Genomic DNA, 20,191 nt, shown 5'->3' with positions numbered 1-20,191 from the left:
TCCTCAGGCCAGCAGAGCCGGGATCGTCGCCTCGTGCGCCTGCTTCAGCTCACTCAGCGGGATCGTGAACTGGTCCTGGACCTCGATCGTCTCGCCGTCCACGACACCGATGCGCGCGGCCGGCAGGCCCCGCGCGCCGCACATGTCGTTGAAGCGGAGCTCCTCGCTGCGCGGGACGGCCACGACCGCGCGGCCGGCCGACTCGCTGAAGAGCAGGACGAACGGGTCGACGCCCTCGGGGACGACGATCCGCGCGCCCTTGCCGCCGCGCAGGCACGACTCGGTGACGGCCTGGATGAGGCCGCCGTCCGAGAGGTCGTGCGCGGCGTCGATCATGCCGTCGCGGGAGCCGGAGATGAGGATCTCGCCGAGCAGCCGCTCGCGCTCCAGGTCCACCTTGGGCGGCAGTCCGCCGAGGTGGCCGTGGACGACCTCGGACCAGGCCGAGCCGCCGAGCTCCTCGGCCGTGTCGCCGAGGAGGTACAGCAGCTGGCCCTCCTCCGCGAACGCCATCGGCGTACGGCGGTTGACGTCGTCGATGACGCCGAGCACCGCGACCACCGGGGTCGGGTGGATGGCGACGTCGCCGGTCTGGTTGTAGAGCGAGACGTTGCCGCCGGTGACCGGGGTGCCCAGGATCAGGCAGCCGTCGGCGAGACCGCGGGTGGCCTCGGCGAACTGCCACATGACGTCCGGGTCCTCGGGGGAGCCGAAGTTGAGGCAGTCCGAGATGGCGAGCGGCTTGGCGCCGGTGGCGGCGACGTTGCGGTACGCCTCCGCCAGGGCGAGCTGCGCGCCGGTGTACGGGTCGAGCTTGGCGAAGCGGCCGTTGCCGTCGGTGGCGATCGCGACGCCGAGGTTGGTCTCCTCGTCGATGCGGACCATGCCCGAGTCCTCGGGGTGCGACAGCACGGTGTTGCCCTGCACGAACCGGTCGTACTGGTCGGTGATCCAGGACTTCGACGCCTGGTTCGGCGACGAGACGAGAGCCAGCACCTGGCGGCGCAGCTCGTCGCCGGTCGACGGGCGCGGCAGCTTGTTGGCGTCGTCCGCCTGGAGGGCGTCCTGCCAGGAGGGGCGGGCGAACGGGCGGTCGTAGACCGGGCCCTCGTGGGCGACCGTGCGCGGCGGCACGTCCACGATCTGCTCGCCGTGCCAGAAGATCTCCAGCCGCTCGCCCTCGGTGACCTCACCGATGACGGTCGCGATGACGTCCCACTTCTCGCAGATCTCCAGGAAGCGGGCGACCTTCGCCGGCTCGACGATCGCGCACATGCGCTCCTGGGACTCGCTCATGAGGATTTCCTCGGGCGAGAGGGAGGAGTCGCGCAGGTGGACGGTGTCGAGCTCGACGCGCATCCCGCCGGAGCCGGCCGAGGCCAGCTCGGAGGTGGCGCAGGACAGGCCCGCGCCGCCGAGGTCCTGGATGCCGTCGACGAGGTCGGCCTTGAAGATCTCCAGGGTGCACTCGATGAGGAGCTTCTCCTGGAACGGGTCGCCGACCTGGACCGCGGGGCGCTTGCTGGGCTTGGCGTCGTCGAAGGTCTCGGACGCGAGGACCGAGACGCCGCCGATGCCGTCGCCGCCGGTGCGGGCACCGTAGAGGATGACCTTGTTGCCGGCGCCGGACGCCTTGGCGAGGTGGATGTCCTCGTGCTTCATCACGCCCACGCAGAGCGCGTTGACCAGCGGGTTGCCCTGGTAGCAGGCGTCGAAGACGACCTCGCCGCCGATGTTCGGCAGGCCCAGGCAGTTGCCGTAGCTGCCGATGCCGGAGACGACGCCGGGCAGCACGCGCTTGGTGTCGGGGTGGTCCGCGGCACCGAAGCGCAGCGGGTCCATGACCGCGATCGGCCGGGCACCCATTGCGAGGATGTCGCGGACGATGCCGCCGATGCCGGTGGCCGCGCCCTGGTGGGGCTCGATGTACGAGGGGTGGTTGTGCGACTCGACCTTGAAGGTGACCGCGTACCCCTGGCCGACGTCGACGACGCCGGCGTTCTCGCCGATGCCGACGAGCATGGCGTCGTTCTCGGGGGCCTTCTCGCCGAACTGCTTCAGGTGGACCTTGCTGCTCTTGTACGAGCAGTGCTCGGACCACATGACGGAGTACATCGCCAGCTCGGCGCCGGTCGGGCGGCGGCCGAGGATCTCGCGGATGCGCGCGTACTCGTCGGGCTTGAGGCCGAGTTCGGCCCAGGGCTGCTCGGCCTCGGGCGTCTTCTCGGCGTTAGTGACGGTATCGAGAGTCATGCGTTGACCAGCTTCTTCAGGATCGAGGTGAAGAATCCGAGACCGTCGGTGCGACCGGTGCCGATCAGCGGCTCGACGGCGTGCTCGGGGTGCGGCATGAGGCCGACGACGTTGCCGGCGGCGTTGGAGATGCCGGCGATGTCGCGCAGCGAGCCGTTCGGGTTGACGTCCAGGTAGCGGAAGACCACGCGGCCCTCCGCTTCCAGCTCGTCCAGCGTCCGCTCGTCGGCCACGTAGCGGCCGTCGATGTTCTTCAGCGGGATGGAGATCTCCTGGCCGGCCGCGTAGTCGGCGGTCCAGGCGGTGTCCGCGTTCTCCACCCGCAGCTTCTGGTCACGGCAGATGAAGTGCAGGTGGTTGTTGCGGAGCATCGCGCCGGGCAGCAGGTGCGACTCGGTCAGCACCTGGAAGCCGTTGCAGATGCCGAGGACCGGAAGACCGTCCTTGGCGCCCGCGATGATCGACTCCATGACGGGGGAGAAACGCGAGATCGCGCCCGCCCGCAGGTAGTCGCCGTAGGAGAAGCCGCCGGGCAGGACGACCGCGTCGACCTGGTGCAGGTCCTTGTCGCGGTGCCACAGGGGCACCGGCTCGGCACCGGCGACGCGGACCGCGCGCTGGGTGTCGCGGTCGTCGAGCGTTCCGGGGAAGGTGACGACGCCGACGCGTGCGGTCACGACTCCACCTTCACGTCGAAGTCCTCGATGACGGTATTGGCAAGGAAGGTTTCGGCCATCTCCCGGATGCGGGCGAGGACGGCGTCGTCGACCGGCCCCTCCACCTCCAGTTCGAAGCGCTTTCCCTGGCGGACGTCCGCGATCCCTTCGAACCCGAGACGCGGCAGTGCACGATGCACCGCCTGGCCCTGGGGGTCGAGGATCTCCGGCTTGAGCATGACGTCGACTACGACGCGTGCCACTGGCACTCCCGGTGTTGTGGTGGTGCGTGAAGTGACTTCAGCGTACCCGCCACAAAAATCTACGCGGGTAGATATACCGTTCTCCGACGGTTGACGCTCATCACGTTTAAGTATCGGCCGTCCGATTCTCTAGGGGATGCGTTTCAAGAAACGTAGGGTCCGATTGCGGCAGGACACGCGGAGGAATAATCCTCCGGCTTCCCGGCGTAATGCATGGCATCGTACAAATGAAAACTTATTGTCCCCGACATGTCGGCTTCATCGCATCGGCCCAGCTCAACCGTTGATCAGTCGATGATCAGCAGGAGCAAGGAACCGCCGGAAGCCGATTCCGCACGAAAGGACCGACACCCATGGCGCAGCGCGTAGTGGTCAGCCTCTCCGACGATCTCGACGGTGGCGAGGCAGCGGAGACGATCGTGTTCGGGATCGACGGAAAGTCCTTCGAGATCGACCTGTCGGCCGTCAATGCCGACAAGCTGCGGAGCGCCCTGTCGCCGTATGTCGTGGCCGGCCGGAAGCACGCCCGCTCCGGAAAGGTCTACTCGCGCACGGCCGTCGCGCCCGACCCCGCGGCGGTGCGCGCGTGGGCCCGTTCGAACGGGTTCGACGTGCCGCCGCGCGGCCGCATCCCCAAGAAGGTCTACGAGGCGTTCAACGAAGCGAGTTGAGGACGGCGGCCGCCGCCCACGGGTCGGCGGCCGGTCTTCCACGCGCCCGCGGACGATCTTCCGCGCGCTGCGGCCCTACCGACTGGACAGGCACCCCCTGTGTTCCGCTAGTGTTTGGAGCACGCCGAGGGCAGGGTCGAAAGACCAGGCCATCGATAGTCACGCGGGTGTAGCTCAGTAGTAGAGCGCCCCCCTTCCAGGGGGGAGGCGCAGTGTGCGATCCCTGTCACCCGCTCTGACTGTTCTGACCGGTCCAATGGATCGGGTAGAGTAGTCCTGCGCAACAGCGCGGTGCGGACGTAGCTCAGTTGGTAGAGCGCAACCTTGCCAAGGTTGAGGTCGCCAGTTCGAACCTGGTCGTCCGCTCAGTTCGATGAAGTCCCCGGTCGGATCCTCGACCGGGGACTTCATTGTTTTCCCCTTCCCTCCATCGCCGTCGGCCCTTCATGACATTCGTCATCAATGCCGATGACAGCGCGCACTGCCGACCTGTCCCGCCCGGCGGAACGCTGGATATATGGACACGTACAGCGGGGACCCGCACGAGAAGGTGATCGATGTCGCCGGATTGCGCCGCCGATATGGCGGCCAATTCGAGGCGGTGCGCGGAGTGACGTTCACGGTGGCGCGCGGCGAGCTCTTCGCGCTGCTGGGGACCAACGGGGCGGGCAAGACCTCCACCGTCGAGGTGCTGGAGGGGCTGGCGCGGCCGAGCGGCGGCCAGGTCCGGGTGCTGGGGCACGATCCGTACCAGGAGCGGGCGCTGGTACGGCCGCGGGTGGGCGTGATGCTCCAGGAGGGTGGCTTCCCCTCCGACCTGACGGTGGCCGAGACCGCGCGCATGTGGGCGGGGTGCACGTCCGGGGCGCGGCCCGTCGGGGAGGCACTGGACATGGTCGGCCTCGGGGGCCGGCACAAGGTGCGCGTCAAGCAACTGTCGGGCGGCGAACGGCGGCGGCTGGACCTGTCGATGGCGCTGCTCGGCCGCCCCGAGGTGCTCTTCCTGGACGAACCGACCACGGGACTGGACGCGGAGGCCCGCCACGAGACCCAGCGCCTGGTGCGCGAACTGCGGGACCAGGGCACGACCGTCCTGCTCACCACGCACTACCTGGAGGAGGCCGAGGGCCTCGCCGACCGGCTGGCGATCATGCGCGACGGGCAGATCGTCGCGACCGGCACCCCCGCCGAGGTGACGGCGGCCCGGCCGGCCCGGATCCACTTCACCCTGCCGGCGGGCGTGACGCCGGACCGGTTGCCGCTCTCCGTCCCGTCGGCCGCCGACGGGCGGCGGATCGAGGTGCGGACGCAGCGGCTCCAGGAGGACCTGCTGGAACTGCTGACCTGGGCGCGCGACAGGGACGTACAGCTCCTCGGACTCGACGCGCGGACCGCGTCGCTGGAAGAGGCGTTCATGGACATCGCGAAGGGGGACGCACGATGAGCACGGGGACGGACACGGGTGCGGGCGCGGGCACGCTGGAGGCCGGGGCGGGCACGCGGCGGGCGGCGGGCGGCGGGAGCGGGAGCCGCACACGGCTGCTGGCGCTCGGGCGGGCCGAACTCACCCTCCTGTGGCGCAACCGGACGGCGCTGTACACCGCGCTGCTGCTGCCGGTCGCCATGGTCTGGGCGACGCGCTCGGTGATCCCGACCGCCGACCTCGAGGAGGCCGGGCTGACCCGCAACGCCCAGACGATGAGCGGCGGCATCGGCGTCGTCCTGCTCTTCGTCGTCTACTACAACCTGGTGACGGCGTACGTGGCGCGGCGCGAGGAGCTGGTGCTCAAGCGGCTGCGGACCGGGGAGGTGTCGGATCTGGAGATCCTGGCCGGGACGGCGCTCCCGGCGGCGGCCGTGGCGCTCGCGCAGTGCGCGGTGCTGGTCGCGGCGGGTGCGGTGCTGCTGGACCTGCCGGCTCCCCAGCGGCCCGAACTGCTGGTCGCGGGCGTGCTGGCGGGGGTGCTCCTGCTGGCGGCGCTGGCGGCGGCCTCGACCGTCTTCACCCGGAGCGTGGAGGTGGCGCAGCTGACCACGCTGCCGCTGTTCATGATCTCGATCATCGGGTCCGGGCTCTTCGTCCCGGTGGAGCTGCTGCCCGACCGCGTCGCCGACCTGTGCCGGCTGCTGCCCGTGACGGCCGTCACCGACCTGGTGCGGTTCGGCTGGCTGGGCGGCGCCGGGGCGGGCGAGGTGCTCCGCACGCTCGGGCTCGCGGTGGCCTGGACGGCCCTCGCGGTGTTTGCTGTACGCCGGTGGTTCCGCTGGGAACCGCGCCGCTGACCAGGGCCAGGGGGAAGACCGTGCCGAAGCTGACGGGATGGTGGGAGCGGCGCAGCGACCCTGCCCGCTTCGAGCTCTACACGCGGTGGTCGCTGTACTCCTTCGCGGCGATCGAGATCCTGCTCGTGCTCGGCGCGGTCGAGCGCTCCGGCAGCCCGACGAGTGCGCGCGTCGTCCTGTGGGCGCTGCTGGGGCAGTCCGTGCTGTGCGCGGTGCTGGTCGCGCGGGTGCTGGACTGGGCGCTGGGCCGCCGCGAGCGGCCGACCGTCCTGCTGGCCGTCCTCGCCGGGGTGACGACCCTCGCGGTCCTGTTCGTCGTGGTCCTGCGGGCGCGGGGCACCATGACCGCCGACGGTGAGGCGGTCCAGATCATCATCGGGTTCACCAGCTTCGCGATCGGCCCCGCGGTGCTGAACATCCGCCGCCCGCGGTGGATCCTGCTGCTCATCGCGGGTACGGCCGCGCTGGTGGCGGCGTTCTCCGCGGTGGCCGGGCTGCCGGGGTCCGAGACCCTGGGGTACGTCATCGCCGTGGCGGCGGGCTGCGCGGGCATGGCGTTCACCTACCGCGGCTCCGCGTGGATCCTGGTCGTCGTGTGGGAGCTGGACGCGGCGCGCGAGGCGCAGTCCCGGCTGGCGGTGGCGGAGGAGCGGCTGCGGTTCGGACGGGACCTGCACGACGTGATGGGGCGCAACCTGTCGGTGATCGCGCTCAAGAGCGAGCTCGCCGTGCAACTCGCCCAGCGGGGGCGGCCGGAGGCCGTCGAGCAGATGGTGGAGGTGCAGCGCATCGCCCGGGAGTCGCAGCGCGAGGTGCGCGAGGTCGTCCGCGGCTACCGTTCGGCGGATCTGCAGGTCGAGTTGGCGGGCGCGCTGTCGGTGCTGCGCGCCGCGGGCGTCGACTGCCGGGCCGAGGGCGACGACGGGGCGAGCCTGTCGCCCGCCGTCCAGTCGGTGATCGCCTGGGTGGTCCGCGAGGGCACCACCAACGTGCTGCGGCACGGGGACGCCCGCAGCTGCGTCATCCGGCTGCTGGCCCCGCCGTCCGGCCCCACCGTGCTGACCATGGAGAACGACGGGGCCGCGGCCGTCACCGCCGCGGCGGCCCCGGCAGCGCCGGGGACCGGGCTGACCGGGCTGCGCGAGCGCGTCGGCGCGCTGGGCGGCACGCTCACGGCCGAGCCGGACGCGGGCGGGGTCTTCCGGCTGACGGCGTGCGTGCCGCCGCAGCGCGCCGCCGGCTCCCCGGGCTCCCCCGGCACCCGGAACGCCCACGCCACTGGTCCGCGGAACACGGAAGGCGCCGCATGACGCAACGAACCGGAGCCGCCAGCGCTGCCGCAGCTCATGGCCCCGCCGGAGCCGCCGGACCCGCCGGGAGCGGTGAGCCGCGCGTGCGCGTGCTGCTCGCCGACGACGAGCACCTCATCCGGGGCGCGCTCGCCGCGCTGCTCTCCTACGAGGACGACATCCTCGTCGTCGCCGAGGCCGCCTCCGGACCCGAGGCGCTCGCCATGGCGCGGGCCCACCGGCCGGACGTCGCGGTGCTGGACCTGGAGATGCCGGGCGCCGACGGTGTGGCGGTCGCCACATCCCTGCGGGCCGAACTGCCCGACTGCCGGACGATGATCGTGACCGGCCACGGGCGTCCGGGGCACCTCAAGCGGGCCCTCACGGCGGGGGTCAGGGGGTTTGTCCCCAAGACCGTCTCGGCGCAGCGGCTCGCGGAGATCATCCGCACCGTGCACGCCGGAGGGCGGTACGTGGACCCGGAGTTGGCGGCCGACGCGATCAGCGCCGGGGACTCCCCGCTGACCGTCCGCGAGGCCGAGGTCCTCGAGCTGGCGGGCGACGGGGCGCCGATCGCCGAGATCGCCCGGCGGGCCGCGCTGTCCCAGGGAACGGTGCGCAACTACCTCTCCTCCGCCGCCGCGAAACTCTCCGCGGAGAACCGGCACGAGGCCGCGCGCATCGCCCGGGAGCGCGGTTGGGTATAGTGGCTCTCGCGCCCGGCACACTGCGGGCGCGGCGCGGACGTAGCTCAGTTGGTAGAGCGCAACCTTGCCAAGGTTGAGGTCGCCAGTTCGAACCTGGTCGTCCGCTCGTCAGCACGAAGGCCCCGGTGGATTTCTCCGCCGGGGCCTTCGTCGTGTGCGGTTCCTGTGCCCGTGCCGGTGTCCTGGTGGGTGCCCGGCCGCGGAGGGCCGGGCACCCCGGACATCAGGACCAGGTCGTGCCGGTGAGGCGCTCGTAGGCCTCGACGTACTTGGCGCGGGACTGCTCGATGATCTCGGCGGGCAGCGGCGGCGGGGGCAGTTCGCTGTTCTTGTCCCAGCCGGAGGCGGGGGACGTCAGCCAGTCGCGGATGAACTGCTTGTCGAAGGACGGCTGGGCGTGGCCCGGCTCCCACTGGTCGGCCGGCCAGAAGCGCGAGGAGTCCGGGGTGAGCACCTCGTCGGCGATGACGAGCTCGTCACCGTCGAAGCCGAACTCGAACTTGGTGTCCGCCAGGATGATGCCGCGGTCGCGGGCGACGTCGCGGGCCCGGCCGTAGACCGCGAGCGTCGTCTGCCGCAGCAGGGCGGCGGTCTCGGCGCCGACCTGGCGGGCGACCTCCTCGTAGGAGACGTTCTCGTCGTGTTCGCCGACCTCGGCCTTGGTGGCGGGGGTGAAGATCGGCGCGGGCAGCTCCGAGCCGTCGACCAGGCCCTCGGGCAGCGCGAGGCCGCAGACCGTGCGGTGCTTCTCGTACTCGACGAGGCCGGAGCCGGTGAGGTACCCGCGGGCCACGCACTCGACCGGGATCATCCGCAGCGACTTGCAGATCATCGTGCGGCCGGCCCAGTCGGCGGGGGCGCCGTCCGGCACGTCGGTGGAGATGACGTGGTTGGGAACCAGGTCGGCGAGCTGGTCGAACCACCACAGCGACAGCTGGGTGAGGATCCGGCCCTTGTCGGGGACCTCGGTGGGCACCACCCAGTCGTACACGGACGTGCGGTCGCTGGCCACCATCACCAGCTCACCGGCCCCGTTCTGGTACAGGTCACGGACCTTTCCGGTGTGCAGATGCACCAGTCCCGGTACCTGGACGGGTTCAGGTTTCTCGACGAATCCGGACATGGGTCCTCCCCACTCGGTGGCTCAGCTCCCGATTCTCCCGTACGGAAGAGGGTGCGATCCGACAGGGTGTGCGGCCGGAGCGGACCTACGGGTCCAGCCGGAACCTAGTCGTGCTTGCAGATCCGGTCCAGGAGGTTGGCCGTGGCGCGCTGGATCCGGGAGTCCACGTAATGCGGCCGGTCGAGCGCGGGGGACCAGGCGAAGGTGCCCGAGGCGAAGACGTAGGCGCCGCTCGGCGCCCGGTAGAGCGAGGTCTCCTGATGGCGGCGGCGGCCCGCCGCGTCCACGTACGGCGAGTGCGCGAGCAGGATGCGGTCGGTGGACTCGGGCAGCGCGGTGCGCGGGAAGTAGCGGTCCGCCTCACCCGCGACCAGGCCCTCGATCCCGTCCCCGTCGGACGCGCCGGTCGCCTCCCACAGCCAGTGGTCGGCGTTGCGGACGACGAGCGGGGCGGGTTCGGGGACGCGGCCGGCGTACTGCACGCCCAGCAGCAGCTGCTCCGGTTCGCCCAGGTCGCGCCAGAGGGCGCTGCGGCCGCGGGCGTCGCCGCGCCGCTTGCGGCAGGACAGCAGCCGGTCGGGCTCGCCCGCCGGGGAGGGGCCCAGTTCGACCTGCCAGTACATGGAGTTGGCGGAGAGGAAGACCAGCGAGGTCCCGCCGTCCCTGGCGGCCTCGGCGGCGCGGCGCATCGGGATCGACCAGTACTCGTCGTGGCCGGGGAAGACCAGGCCGCGGTAGCGGGTGGGGTCGACGCGGCCCGCGTGCAGGTCGCGGGCGTCCGCGAAGGCGAGGTCGTAGCCGTACCGCTCCGCCCAGCGGATGAAGTCGTAGGCGTGGCCGACGTGCAGCGGCAGTCCGGCGCCCGCGTACGGGCGGTCGAACGAGACCGTCGTCGGGGCCTCCTCCTCGCCGAGCAGCCGGCCGTCGGAATCCCACGCGTGGTACAGGCTGGCGCCGGTCCTGCCGTCCTCCGGATACAGGTTGTACGCCTGCCACGTGACGTCGGGCATCAGCAGCAGCAGGTCCGCGTCGAGCGCGGCGGCGCGCGGCGGCTCCTTGGACGGGTAGCGGCGCGGGACCGGCGGCCGTTCGTCACGGACAGTGAACGGGATGTGGCTGCGGTAGCCGCCCGCCGTGGTGAGCACCGCCACGTACGCGCCGGTCTTCCAGTACCCCGGCACCTGCAGCCGCCAGGACTGCCACCAGTGATGGCAGGAGACCGTGCGGCCCGCGGCGAGCGGGGCGGACTGGACGATGCCGGACAGCCGCGGACTGGCCGTCATGTGGCAGGCGCCGTCACCGCCGTAGTGGCCGATGCGGTAGATGTCGACGGTGAACTGCTGGGGCGGGTCGACCGTCACCCGGAAGTCGATGGCCGCGCCCGGGGCGACCGCGCCGGCCGACGCGAAGCCCTTGACCTGGCATCTCACGTCGTCGGCGGTGCGCGGGCCCGGCACATGGGGCCTGGCCGGCGCCTCACCGCGGCTCACGGAGAGGTCCACGTACCAGGGGACGACGTTCCCCTCGTCGTCCAGATACTGCTCGGCTCCGCGCAGCCACGGCAGCGGTCCCTGACCGAACGGGTCGGTCACGCCATGTGCGTGCGCTCCCGACTGCCAGCGCCGGATCTGTTCCGTCCCCACGTGTGCCTCCCTTCCTCGCCACGCCCCGCACGCGGAGTGTTTCGCGCCCGAACCCAGCACATCACATAACGCACTCTCATGGTTACTGTTCGTGGCGGATAATCGGAACAGTTTCGCTCCGAGTGAGGCAGAAACGGTCACCACCGGTAAGGCGCGTGACGGCCGGGTCAGACGAGGCGGACGGGCTTCTCCAGCCGGACCCCGACGGCGGTGAGCCACGAGCGCAGCGGCGCAGCGTCACCGTTCTCCACGAGGCGGAGCACCGGCCACGCGAGGTCCGCCCGGCGGACACCGTTGACGAGCAGGGCCGGGCCGTCCAGCCAGTCCAGGCCGGCCGTCGCGCCCGCGGTGTCGACGGCGGCGCAGCAGACCATCGCCGTGACGTGCTCGGTGAGCAGCTCGCGTCCCGTGCGGGGCGGGAGCAGTTGGTAGACCGGGGCGAGGGGGGTGCCGGCGGCGGGGCTCCGGTTGGCCTCCCTGGCCGCCTCCTCGCGGGCGACATGGCCCGTGATCCGGGCGGCCAGCTCCTCGCTGCCGCCCCGGGAGAGCCGGTCGATGACGCGGGCGATGGTGGCCCGGCCCAGCTCGTCCGGGAGGTCCGCGGCGCCGGTCGCGGCCGCCTGGCGGGCGGCCTGGCCGCCCATCAGCAGCCCGGCCCCGGGGCGGCCCTCCGCGCCGGCCGCGTGCTCGGCGTGCTCGGCGGGGCGGACGGTGACGACGGCGGGCCGGTCGCGCTCGGGGCGCGGCACGGCGCTGCCCGGCTCGTCCAGCACCCGGATCAGCAGGGCGGCCTCGGAGCGCCAGATGCGGTCCACGACCTCCTCGGGGTACGAGTCCCAGTCGACGGGCGACCAGTCGGGGCAGTGGTCCTCGGGGCCGCCGTGGAACAGCCGGGCGGCCAGCAGCGAAGCCGCCTCGTCCACGCTGCCGGGCTCTTCGAGCAGGTCGCAGGCGGGGCGCTCGCCGAGCCGGGACTCGAAGCCCTCGGCCAGCCGGTCGCGGCGGGACAGCTCGGTGAGCGCGGCCACCACCCCGGCGTCGAGCCGGGACGGCCAGCGGCCCATCCGCCAGGCGGGCAGCGCGACCCGCGTCAGCAGCCGGTCCCAGCCCGCGTAGGCGAGGCCGACCTGCTCCTGGGCGACGATCCGCAGCCCGTAGTCCACCGCCTGGGCGCGCTCCGAGGCGGACGCGGCCACCCCGCGCTCCATCTCGGCGGCATGCGCCCGGCAGCCGCGCAGCAGCAGCCGGGCGACCCAGCCGAGGAAGGCGTACGCGGGCCGCGCGACACCGCGCGAGCGGGCCGCGGCGACGCCCGCCGCCGCGTCCAGACCGCGGATGAAGCGCCGGGCCGCGGCTATGTCCGGGTCGGCGGAGGGTCCGGTGCCGGCGACGACGGGGGCGAGCAGGGCGCGCAGCTCGGCGACGCGCATCCACCACATGAAGGGCGAGCCGATGACCAGCACGGGGGCGGCCGGCTCCCGGCGGCGGCCCCAGCGGCCCGCGCCCGCCCGCTCGGGGCGGCGGTCCTCCAGCCAGCTGTCGCAGTCCGGGGTGAGTTCTATCGAGGAGGGGGTCGGGACCTGGAGCCGGACCGCGAGGTCGTGGACCATCCGGTACAGGTCGGGGGCCGACGACTCGGCCACCGGCACCGTCGGGCTGACCGCGGGGCGGGCCCGGACGACCACGGCGGCGACGGCGCCCGCGAGCACCAGCACCACCAGGGCTCCGCCCACCACCGACCAGCGCAGCGCGTCCCAGCTGTCGCCGACGCGCCCGGTGGCGCCGCCCACGAGCAGGACCACCGCGGCTGCGGCGGGCAGCAGCGCCACGGTGAGCGCGGCACTGCGGATCCGCAGCACTGCGAGCGCACGGGAGCGTGCGACTCCCTCACCTGTTTCTCCGGCCATCGGGCGGCTCACCCCCGTCTCACTGTCACGACCGCCGTCGGCGGCTTACCCCACTGTCGCACCGCCCGCGGACAACGCAATGTCTGTACGGCTACTTGCCGCACAGCACCGCACCGTCCGGGAGTGCGCTTCCGGGGCACAGTAGTTGGGGACCGCTGCCACGTCAGCCGGATGGAGAAGCCATCACTCCATGGGGTGGCTTTGGGTAAAGCCACCCCATGGGCCGCTTCAGGACTGGCCGGATTTCGCCGCCTCGGCGGCGATGTCGGTCCGGTGCTGCGAGCCGTCCAGGCCCACCCGGGCGACCGCGCGGTACGCCCGCTCCCGGGCTTCGGCCAGGTCAGTGCCGGTGGCGGTGACGGACAGCACCCGGCCGCCCGCGCTCACCACGCGGCCCTCGTCGTCCAGCCGGGTGCCGGCGTGCAGCACGTACGCGTGCTCGTCCTGCTCCGCGACGTCCGCCAGGCCGGTGATCTCGTCGCCGGTGCGCGGGGTGTCCGGATAGTTGTGCGAGGCGATGACGACGGTGACGGCAGCGCCGTCGCTCCAGCGCAGCGGCTCCACCTCGGACAGCCGTCCCGTCGCGGCGGCCCGCAGCAGGCCGGCCAGCGGGGTCCTGAGGCGGGCGAGGACGACCTGGGTCTCCGGGTCGCCGAAGCGCGCGTTGAACTCGATGACGCGCACGCCCCGCGAGGTCATCGCGAGCCCCGCGTAGAGCAGCCCGGCGAACGGGGTGCCGCGGCGGCGCAGCTCGTCCACGGTCGGCTGCAGGACCGTCCGCTCGACCTCGTCGACCAGCTTGGGGTCGGCCCACGGGAGCGGGGAGTACGCGCCCATGCCGCCGGTGTTCGGGCCCTGGTCGGCGTCGAGCGCGCGCTTGAAGTCCTGCGCGGGCTGCAGCGGGACGACCGTCACCCCGTCGGTGACGGCGAACAGCGAGACCTCGGGGCCGTCGAGGAACTCCTCGATGACGACGCGGTCGCAGGCCAGCGCGTGCGCGCGGGCGACGGCCACGTCGTCGGTGACGACGACGCCCTTGCCGGCGGCCAGGCCGTCGTCCTTGACGACATAAGGGGCGCCGAACGCGTCCAGCGCCACGTCGATCTGCTCGGCGGTGGTGCAGACGTACGAGCGGGCGGTGGGCACCCCCGCGCCCGCCATGATCTCCTTGGCGAACGCCTTGGAGCCCTCCAACTGCGCGGCCTCCGCGGAGGGGCCGAAGCAGTCGATGCCGCGGGCCCGGACCGCGTCGGCGACGCCCGCCACCAGCGGGGCCTCCGGACCGACGATCACGAAGTCCGCGCCGATCGAGACGGCGAGTTCGGCGACGGCGGCGCCGTCGAGGGCGTCGACCGGGTGCAGCTCGGCGGCTTCCGCGATCCCGGCGTTGCCGGGGGCGCAGTGCAGCGAGGTGACATCGGGATCGAGGGACAGAGAGCGGCACAGGGCGTGTTCGCGGGCGCCGCCGCCGATGACAAGGACCTTCACGTGCCCAAGGGTAGTGGCCGCGTGCGGAGCCCCGCGCCGCGCGCTGCGCCTCACTCTTTCGAGTGGGACGAATGTTCGGCCTATACCTGACCACGAGGCCTTTAAGGGCTGAAATCAAAAGATCCTGCCCCCATGGTCAGCCGTTCGGCGGTAAGAAGGGACCTTCGTCGGGTCGGAAGACGATCGGTGCGGAAGTCGGGCGCCGGAATGCGAGGGAGCGCGCAGTGAGCCAGCCGGACATGTATCCCGAGGAGGCTCCCCGGGAGGAGCCCGTTCAGCGGGCTCTGCATAGCCAGGAGGACCTGCGGGCGCTGCCTTTTCCGCTCGGGGACTGGGGCGAGCCCGCCGAGCGGCTGGAGGAGCTCTACCGCTGGGCCGAGTCCGGGGCGCTGCAGACCACGGACTGGTACCTCGCCGACCGCGTCTGGAAGCGGCACGGGGCGCGCGGGCTGCGGCTGGCCACCGCGTTCTTCGGCACCGTCGGGGCGGCGCTGCCGCTGGTCGAGCTGACCGGGGTCGCCGACGGCGCCGCCCGCTGGGGCTACGTGGCGCTGCTCCTGGCCGCGGTCTGCTTCGGCCTCGACCGCTGCTTCGGGCTGACGTCCGGCTGGATGCGGGACGTCGCCACCGCCCAGGCCGTGCAGCGGCGGCTGGAGGCGCTGCGCTTCGACTGGGCGTCGGAGTGCGTCCGGGAGGTACTGGGCCCCACCGACGGCACGGCGGCCGAGGCCGCCGAACGCTGTCTTGCGGTGCTGCGCCGGTTCTGCGAGGACGTCTCGGACCTGGTCAGGATGGAGACGGCGGACTGGATGGCGGAGTTCGGCACGCGCAGCGCTCCGCTGCGCGCGCAGGCGACCGTGCCGTGGGCCGCGCGCACCGAGGGCGCGGCCGCCGGCCGCTTCCCGATGGCGCCCGGCGGCCGTCCGAGCATGCCGCGCCAGCGGCCCCCGGAGGGGCCGGCCCGCTGAGCGCCGCCCCTTCCGCGGGGCCGGGCCGTCAGCTGAAGACCACCATCGACCCCTGCGCCAGCGAGCGCGTCGCCGCCGCGTGCAGGCCGAGCCAGACGTGCCGTTCGCGGGCGAACGGGCTGGGATCGTACGACGGCTGGGCGGCCGGCTCCTCCAGTCCGGTGGGCCGGTCCGGCGGGGCCGGCGCCTGCGGCGGGTTGGCCGCGTCGATGCCGATCGCGGGGGCGACGGACTGGAGGTCGCGCAGCAGGCCGTGGCTGGAACCCAGCGGGCCGCCGCCTTCGAGGAGTTCGTCGTTGACGACGGGGAACGGGAAGTCCAGCGGGACGTAGGCGCCCGCGTGGTCGTAGTGCCACACGAGGTGCGACTGCTGGGCGGTCGCCTCGAACATCTCCAGCAGCTGCTCGTAGTCGCCGCCGAGCGCGTCGACCGGGGTGACCTCCAGGCCCTGCAGGTTCAACAGGAAGGCCCGGCGCAGGAAGTGCAGCGCGTCGTAGTCGAACCCGGCGACCGGGCCGACGTCGCCGGAGAGCCCCGGCATGTAGGTGTGGACGGGTACCGGCGGCAGGCCCGCGTCGTTCAAGGCCTTGTCGTAGCGGGCCAGTTCCTCGGCGAAGGGGTTTTCGGGGCTGTGACAGAGCACATCCACCAGCGGAACCAGCCACAAGTCGCAGGCCACAGGCGCTCCAAGTCGTCAAGCGAATCGTCGGGCCAGCGTAGTGCGAGGCGGGGTCGGCGTCAGGAGGTGGTGCCGTTTGCGGCCCCTACCGGGGGGCCAGTTTCGCCATCAGGGCGAGGGTGTGCTCGTTGTAGTCGGTGATGACGCGGCGGGCCGCGGCCAGGTCGCGGTCCCGGACGGCGTCGACGAGAGCGACGTGGTCGGACCAGCAGACGCCGGCGAGCGTCGGGTGGGCGCGCAGGTACGGGATCGAGTACATCCAGGTCTGGGTGCGGATCCGGTCGAGGAACTCGCAGATGTGCGGATTGCCCGACAGCGCCGCGACCTCGCGCCAGAAGCGGATGTCGCAGCCGATGAGCACGTCGAGCATCCCCGAGCGGGCGGCCCGGGCCGCGGCCTCGCCCCGGCGGCGCACCGACGCGATGACGTCGGCCGGCACCTCGCGCATCTCGTCGCCCTCGACGCGGCGGAAGATCCCCTCGGTCACCAGGTTGCGGGCCTCGACCATGGAGACGAAGTCGTCGGGGGTGAAGCGCCGGACCTGGAAGCCGCGGTGCTGCTCGACGTCGAGCAGCCCCTGCGCCGCCAGGTCGACCAGCGCCTCGCGCACGGGTGTCGCGGAGACCCCGTACAGCTCGGCTATCTCCTTGACGGTGAAGTCCCGCCCGGCCGGGAGCCGGCCGGTCAGCACCTCGTCGCGGAGCGCGTCGGCGATCTGCTGCCGCAGGCTGTTGCGCTTCACCGGTGTGGTGTCCGCCAGCACTGCCGCCCCCTCGCCCGAACGTACGTTTCACTCCGATTACTCCGCACACGATAAGCGAAGGTTCGGGAATCAACCGCACGTCCGGGGAGGGAAGCGTGTGGGGGTTATGTGCGTTTCGCGAGCGCCCCCCGGACTGCCCGCGCCGCCGGGGGCAAGCGCTATCCGTTGACGGCGTACCGGTCGGCCACGGTCAGCGCCTCGTCCAGCGCCGCCAAGCCCTCCTTGGCCTCGGCCTCGGTCACCGTGCACGGCGGGACGACGTGCGTGCGGTTCATGTTGACGAACGGCCACAGGCCGCCCTTCCTGCACGCCGCCGCGAACTCGGCCATCGGCGCGTTGTCCGCGCCGGACGCGTTGTACGGCACCAGGGGCTCGCGCGTCGCCTTGTCCTTGACGAGGTCCAGGGCCCAGAAGACGCCGAGGCCGCGCACCTCGCCCACCGAGGCGTGCCGGGCGGCGATGTCGCGCAGCGCCGGGCCGATGACCCGCTCGCCGATCGCGGCCGCGTTCTCCACGATCCGCTCCTCGCGCATCGCGGTGATGGTCGCGACGGCGGAGGCGCAGGCCAGCGGGTGGCCGGAGTAGGTGAGTCCGCCCGGGTAGGGGCGGGTGGCGAAGGTCGCGGCGATCTGCGGGGAGATGGCGACGCCGCCGAGCGGCACGTAGCCGGAGTTGACGCCCTTGGCGAAGGTCAGCAGGTCCGGGACGACGCCCCAGTGGTCGGCGGCGAACCACGCGCCGGTGCGGCCGAAGCCGGACATGACCTCGTCGAGGATGAAGACGATCCCGTACCGGTCGCAGATCTCCCGGACGCCGGCGAGGTAGCCGGCCGGCGGCACCAGGATGCCCGCGGTGCCGACCACCGACTCCAGGATGATCGCGGCCACCGACTGCGGGCCCTCGAAGGCGACGAGCTGCTCCAGGTGCTCCAGCGCGCGCTCGCACTCCTGCTCCTCGCTCGTCGCGTGGAACGGCGAGCGGTACAGGTACGGGCCCCAGAAGTGCACGACGCCCGCCGAGCCGGTGTCCGACGGCCAGCGGCGCGGGTCGCCGGTGAGGTTGATCGCGGTGGAGGTGGAGCCGTGGTACGAGCGGTAGGCGCTGAAGACCTTGTGCCGGCCGGTGTGCAGCCGGGCCATGCGGACGGCGTTCTCGACCGCCTCGGCGCCGCCGTTGGTGAAGAAGACCTGGTCGAGGTCGCCGGGGGTGACCTCGGCGATCAGCCGGGCCGCCTCGGAGCGGACGTCGACGGCGAAGCCGGGCGCGATGGTGCAGAGCCGGCCGGCCTGCTCCTGGATCGCGGCGACGACCTTCGGGTGCTGGTGCCCGATGTTGGTGTTCACCAGCTGCGAGGAGAAGTCCAGGTAGCGGTTGCCGTCGTAGTCCCAGAAGTACGAGCCCTCGGCCCCGGCCACGGCCATCGGATCGATGACCGCCTGCGCGGACCACGAGTGGAAGACGTGTGCCCGGTCGGCGGCCTTGACGGCGGCTCCGGTCGCGGGATCGGCGGCGGCGGCGAGAGGAGGGGTCATGCGCCCAAGGCTAAGGAGAGCCGCGGGCCGGGGACACGGACACCTTGTATGGGGCTCGGCACGTTCCCCGACAGGCTGTCACCGGGGACCGGTCGCCCGCCCCTGATCGGCCGCTGCCGCCCGCGCCGGGATCATCCTCGAACGGTCGGACTATTCTTCGCCTACGGGGCGGCCGGCAGGCCGGGAGGAGGCGCGCGGCGTGGACGAACTCAGATCCGACGATCCGCAGTGGATCGGCGCGTACCGGCTGTTGGGCCGACTCGGCACCGGCGGCATGGGACGGGTCTACCTGGCCCGTTCGGAGCGCGGCAGGACCGTCGCGGTGAAACTGGTGCGGGCCGAGCTGGCCGCGCAGGACGAGTTCCGGGCGCGCTTCCGGCAGGAGGTCCAGGCAGCCCGCCGGGTCGGCGGCACGTGGACGGCGCCGGTCCTCGACGCGGACACCGAGACCGAGATCCCCTGGGTCGCCACCGGCTACATCGCCGGGCCGACGCTGCAGCACGTCATCGCCAAGGAGCACGGCCCGCTGCCGGAGCGTTCGGTGTGGGTGCTGGCGGCCGGGCTGGCCCACGCCCTCCAGGACATCCACGCGGCCGGGCTGATCCACCGCGACCTGAAGCCGTCGAACGTCATGATCACGATCGACGGCCCCCGGGTCATCGACTTCGGCATCGCGCGCGCCCTGGAGACCGTCACCGGCGGCCTGACCGGCACCGGTGCCCTCGTCGGCTCCCCCGGCTTCATGTCGCCCGAGCAGGTGCGCGGCGACCGCGTCACCCAGGCCTGCGACATCTTCTGCCTGGGCTCGGTGCTGGCGTACGCGGCGACCGGGAAGCAGCCGTTCGGCGCCGCGGGCAGCGGGGTGCACGCCCAGATGTTCCGGATCGCGCAGGAGCCGCCGGACCTGGACGAACTGCCGGCGGCGCTGCGCGAACTGGTCGCGGAGTGCCTGGCCAAGGAGGCCGCCCAGCGGCCGGACCTGGACACGGTGCTGGAGCGGATCGCCGCCCACCCGCCGCAGGACGGCAGGTCCTGGCTGCCCAGCGCGATCGTCGCGCAGCTCGGCCGGCACGCCGTGCGGCTGCTGGAGGCCGAGAACCCGCACGTCGAGGCCCCCGCCCCGGCGCCCACCGTGCTGCGACCGGGAGCCGACCCGCAGCCTGTCCCGGTCCCGGCTGCCGTCCCGGTCGCGCAGGCGGCGCCCGCCCGGCCGACCGTGGTGGAGCCGGGCACGCCGGTGCCGTCCCCGTACGCACCCGGCGGCTACGGCTACCCGCACCCCGGGTACGCTCCCGCGCCGCAGCACCCGGGGCCGCCGCCGCGCGGCCGGCGGCAGGGCGTGCTGATCGCCGCCGCCGTGGTGGTCGCGGTGCTCGCGGGCGCCGGGGCGGCCGTCGTCGCGCTCGACTTCGGCAAGGGCAAGGACAGCGGCACGGACACCAGGAACCTCGACGGCCTGCGGGGAACGGCGACCGGCACCCCGTCCACCTCGCCCTCGACCGCGCAGGACGCCGGGACCGCGCCCGGCGACGTGCCGGAACGGTACGTCGGCACCTGGCAGGCCGGGTTCGACAGCAACGGCACCAACACCCGGACGCTGACGATCCGGCGGAACGGCAGCGTCACCCTGACCGGCTCCGGAACCACCTACGAGTGCACGTGGACGATGCACATGACGTCGGCCGGGCCGCCGCTGGCGCTGAGCCCCTCGCTGCTGACCAGCGCGGTGCCCGCCGCCTCCTGCAACCCGGGGGTCTCCTCGACCCTCACCGTGATCGACGACGCCCACCTGCTGCGGGACTCCCGCGAGGCGGGCAAGGCGCCGCTCACCTACACGAAGATCGGCTGACGACGACGCGGCGCGCCCCGGTGGCACCAGCGCCAGGAAGGCCGCGGTGAGGACCACCCCGACCAGGAAGATCGCAGCGGACTGGGCGAGCCAGTGGGTGTAGGACGCGTGGAGCTC

Annotated in this window: 17 protein-coding genes and 3 tRNA genes; 10 read left to right on the top strand and 10 right to left on the bottom strand. The window is 72.7% G+C overall.

Annotated features, from left to right (window positions below):
* Positions 1 to 3: 3 nt before the first annotated feature.
* From purL to purS, 3 genes are read right to left on the bottom strand one after another with little or no spacing between them, the layout of a single operon-like run.
* On the bottom strand, positions 4 to 2,253 hold the full coding sequence (purL, locus tag ABZ721_RS35250; protein WP_358792872.1) for a phosphoribosylformylglycinamidine synthase subunit PurL: 2,250 nt from the start codon (positions 2,251 to 2,253) through the stop codon (positions 4 to 6).
* Positions 2,250 to 2,930 carry a phosphoribosylformylglycinamidine synthase subunit PurQ gene (gene purQ / locus ABZ721_RS35245; protein WP_358792871.1) on the bottom strand — a complete coding sequence of 227 codons (681 nt, stop codon included), beginning with the start codon at positions 2,928 to 2,930 and terminating at the stop codon, positions 2,250 to 2,252. Before purQ ends, purL begins: the two co-directional genes overlap by 4 nt.
* Positions 2,927 to 3,172: a phosphoribosylformylglycinamidine synthase subunit PurS gene (gene purS, locus ABZ721_RS35240; protein WP_358792870.1), complete on the bottom strand. Its 246-nt coding sequence runs from the start codon at positions 3,170 to 3,172 to the stop codon at positions 2,927 to 2,929. The genes purQ and purS overlap by 4 nt, the downstream gene beginning before the upstream one ends.
* 353 nt (positions 3,173 to 3,525) lie before the next feature.
* Between purS and ABZ721_RS35235 the strand changes: the two genes are divergently transcribed.
* The 8 genes from ABZ721_RS35235 to ABZ721_RS35200 all read left to right on the top strand — a co-directional run bounded on the left by ABZ721_RS35235 (position 3,526) and on the right by ABZ721_RS35200 (position 8,228).
* Complete coding sequence (locus ABZ721_RS35235; protein WP_358792869.1) at positions 3,526 to 3,843, top strand: Lsr2 family protein; 318 nt, start codon at positions 3,526 to 3,528, stop codon at positions 3,841 to 3,843.
* A gap of 163 nt (positions 3,844 to 4,006) precedes the next feature.
* Positions 4,007 to 4,078: transfer RNA gene (locus ABZ721_RS35230), tRNA-Gly, on the top strand.
* 58 nt (positions 4,079 to 4,136) lie between these two features.
* Positions 4,137 to 4,209 (top strand) — tRNA-Gly (locus ABZ721_RS35225).
* A gap of 151 nt (positions 4,210 to 4,360) precedes the next feature.
* The gene (locus ABZ721_RS35220) at positions 4,361 to 5,287 is read left to right on the top strand and encodes an ABC transporter ATP-binding protein (protein ID WP_358792868.1); all 927 of its coding nucleotides are present in this window, start codon (positions 4,361 to 4,363) and stop codon (positions 5,285 to 5,287) included.
* Positions 5,284 to 6,126 carry an ABC transporter permease gene (locus tag ABZ721_RS35215; RefSeq protein ID WP_358792867.1) on the top strand — a complete coding sequence of 281 codons (843 nt, stop codon included), beginning with the start codon at positions 5,284 to 5,286 and terminating at the stop codon, positions 6,124 to 6,126. Before ABZ721_RS35220 ends, ABZ721_RS35215 begins: the two co-directional genes overlap by 4 nt.
* Positions 6,127 to 6,146: 20 nt before the next feature.
* Entirely contained in the window at positions 6,147 to 7,436 is a 1,290-nt protein-coding gene (locus ABZ721_RS35210; RefSeq protein ID WP_358792866.1) for a histidine kinase, read from the top strand.
* Positions 7,433 to 8,122 (top strand): response regulator transcription factor, encoded by a 690-nt coding sequence (locus tag ABZ721_RS35205; RefSeq protein ID WP_358792865.1) that lies wholly within the window; start codon positions 7,433 to 7,435, stop codon positions 8,120 to 8,122. The genes ABZ721_RS35210 and ABZ721_RS35205 overlap by 4 nt, the downstream gene beginning before the upstream one ends.
* 33 nt (positions 8,123 to 8,155) lie before the next feature.
* A tRNA-Gly gene (locus tag ABZ721_RS35200) sits at positions 8,156 to 8,228 on the top strand.
* A gap of 117 nt (positions 8,229 to 8,345) precedes the next feature.
* Here the strand turns inward: ABZ721_RS35200 and ABZ721_RS35195 are convergent.
* The 4 genes from ABZ721_RS35195 to purD all read right to left on the bottom strand — a co-directional run bounded on the left by ABZ721_RS35195 (position 8,346) and on the right by purD (position 14,283).
* Positions 8,346 to 9,245, bottom strand: a complete 900-nt coding sequence (locus ABZ721_RS35195) for a phosphoribosylaminoimidazolesuccinocarboxamide synthase (protein ID WP_358792864.1) — start codon at positions 9,243 to 9,245, stop codon at positions 8,346 to 8,348.
* Between the two features lie 104 nt (positions 9,246 to 9,349).
* The gene (locus ABZ721_RS35190; protein WP_358792863.1) at positions 9,350 to 10,888 is read right to left on the bottom strand and encodes a N,N-dimethylformamidase beta subunit family domain-containing protein; all 1,539 of its coding nucleotides are present in this window, start codon (positions 10,886 to 10,888) and stop codon (positions 9,350 to 9,352) included.
* Between the two features lie 167 nt (positions 10,889 to 11,055).
* Positions 11,056 to 12,795, bottom strand: a complete 1,740-nt coding sequence (locus ABZ721_RS35185) for a hypothetical protein (protein ID WP_358792862.1) — start codon at positions 12,793 to 12,795, stop codon at positions 11,056 to 11,058.
* Between the two features lie 228 nt (positions 12,796 to 13,023).
* Positions 13,024 to 14,283, bottom strand: a complete 1,260-nt coding sequence (gene purD / locus ABZ721_RS35180; protein WP_358792861.1) for a phosphoribosylamine--glycine ligase — start codon at positions 14,281 to 14,283, stop codon at positions 13,024 to 13,026.
* Positions 14,284 to 14,507: 224 nt separating this feature from the next.
* On the opposite strand from purD, the gene ABZ721_RS35175 reads away from it, so the two are divergent.
* A complete protein-coding gene (locus ABZ721_RS35175) occupies positions 14,508 to 15,251 on the top strand; it encodes an SLATT domain-containing protein (RefSeq protein ID WP_358792860.1) in 744 nt (247 codons plus the stop codon).
* A gap of 28 nt (positions 15,252 to 15,279) precedes the next feature.
* Here the strand turns inward: ABZ721_RS35175 and ABZ721_RS35170 are convergent, their stop codons facing one another.
* From ABZ721_RS35170 to ABZ721_RS35160, 3 genes are all read right to left on the bottom strand, one after another.
* Positions 15,280 to 15,930 (bottom strand): hypothetical protein, encoded by a 651-nt coding sequence (locus tag ABZ721_RS35170; RefSeq protein ID WP_358792859.1) that lies wholly within the window; start codon positions 15,928 to 15,930, stop codon positions 15,280 to 15,282.
* Positions 15,931 to 16,015: 85 nt separating this feature from the next.
* The gene (locus ABZ721_RS35165) at positions 16,016 to 16,672 is read right to left on the bottom strand and encodes a GntR family transcriptional regulator (RefSeq protein WP_358792858.1); all 657 of its coding nucleotides are present in this window, start codon (positions 16,670 to 16,672) and stop codon (positions 16,016 to 16,018) included.
* 179 nt (positions 16,673 to 16,851) lie between these two features.
* Positions 16,852 to 18,225, bottom strand: a complete 1,374-nt coding sequence (locus ABZ721_RS35160; protein WP_358792857.1) for an aspartate aminotransferase family protein — start codon at positions 18,223 to 18,225, stop codon at positions 16,852 to 16,854.
* 199 nt (positions 18,226 to 18,424) lie between these two features.
* Between ABZ721_RS35160 and ABZ721_RS35155 the strand changes: the two genes are divergently transcribed.
* The gene (locus ABZ721_RS35155) at positions 18,425 to 20,074 is read left to right on the top strand and encodes a serine/threonine-protein kinase (protein WP_358792856.1); all 1,650 of its coding nucleotides are present in this window, start codon (positions 18,425 to 18,427) and stop codon (positions 20,072 to 20,074) included.
* Positions 20,075 to 20,191: the final 117 nt, after the last annotated feature.

This window comes from Streptomyces sp. NPDC006733 (assembly GCF_040636125.1).
Taxonomy (GTDB): domain Bacteria; phylum Actinomycetota; class Actinomycetes; order Streptomycetales; family Streptomycetaceae; genus Actinacidiphila.
This window is presented reverse-complemented; position numbering and strand designations above follow the sequence as displayed.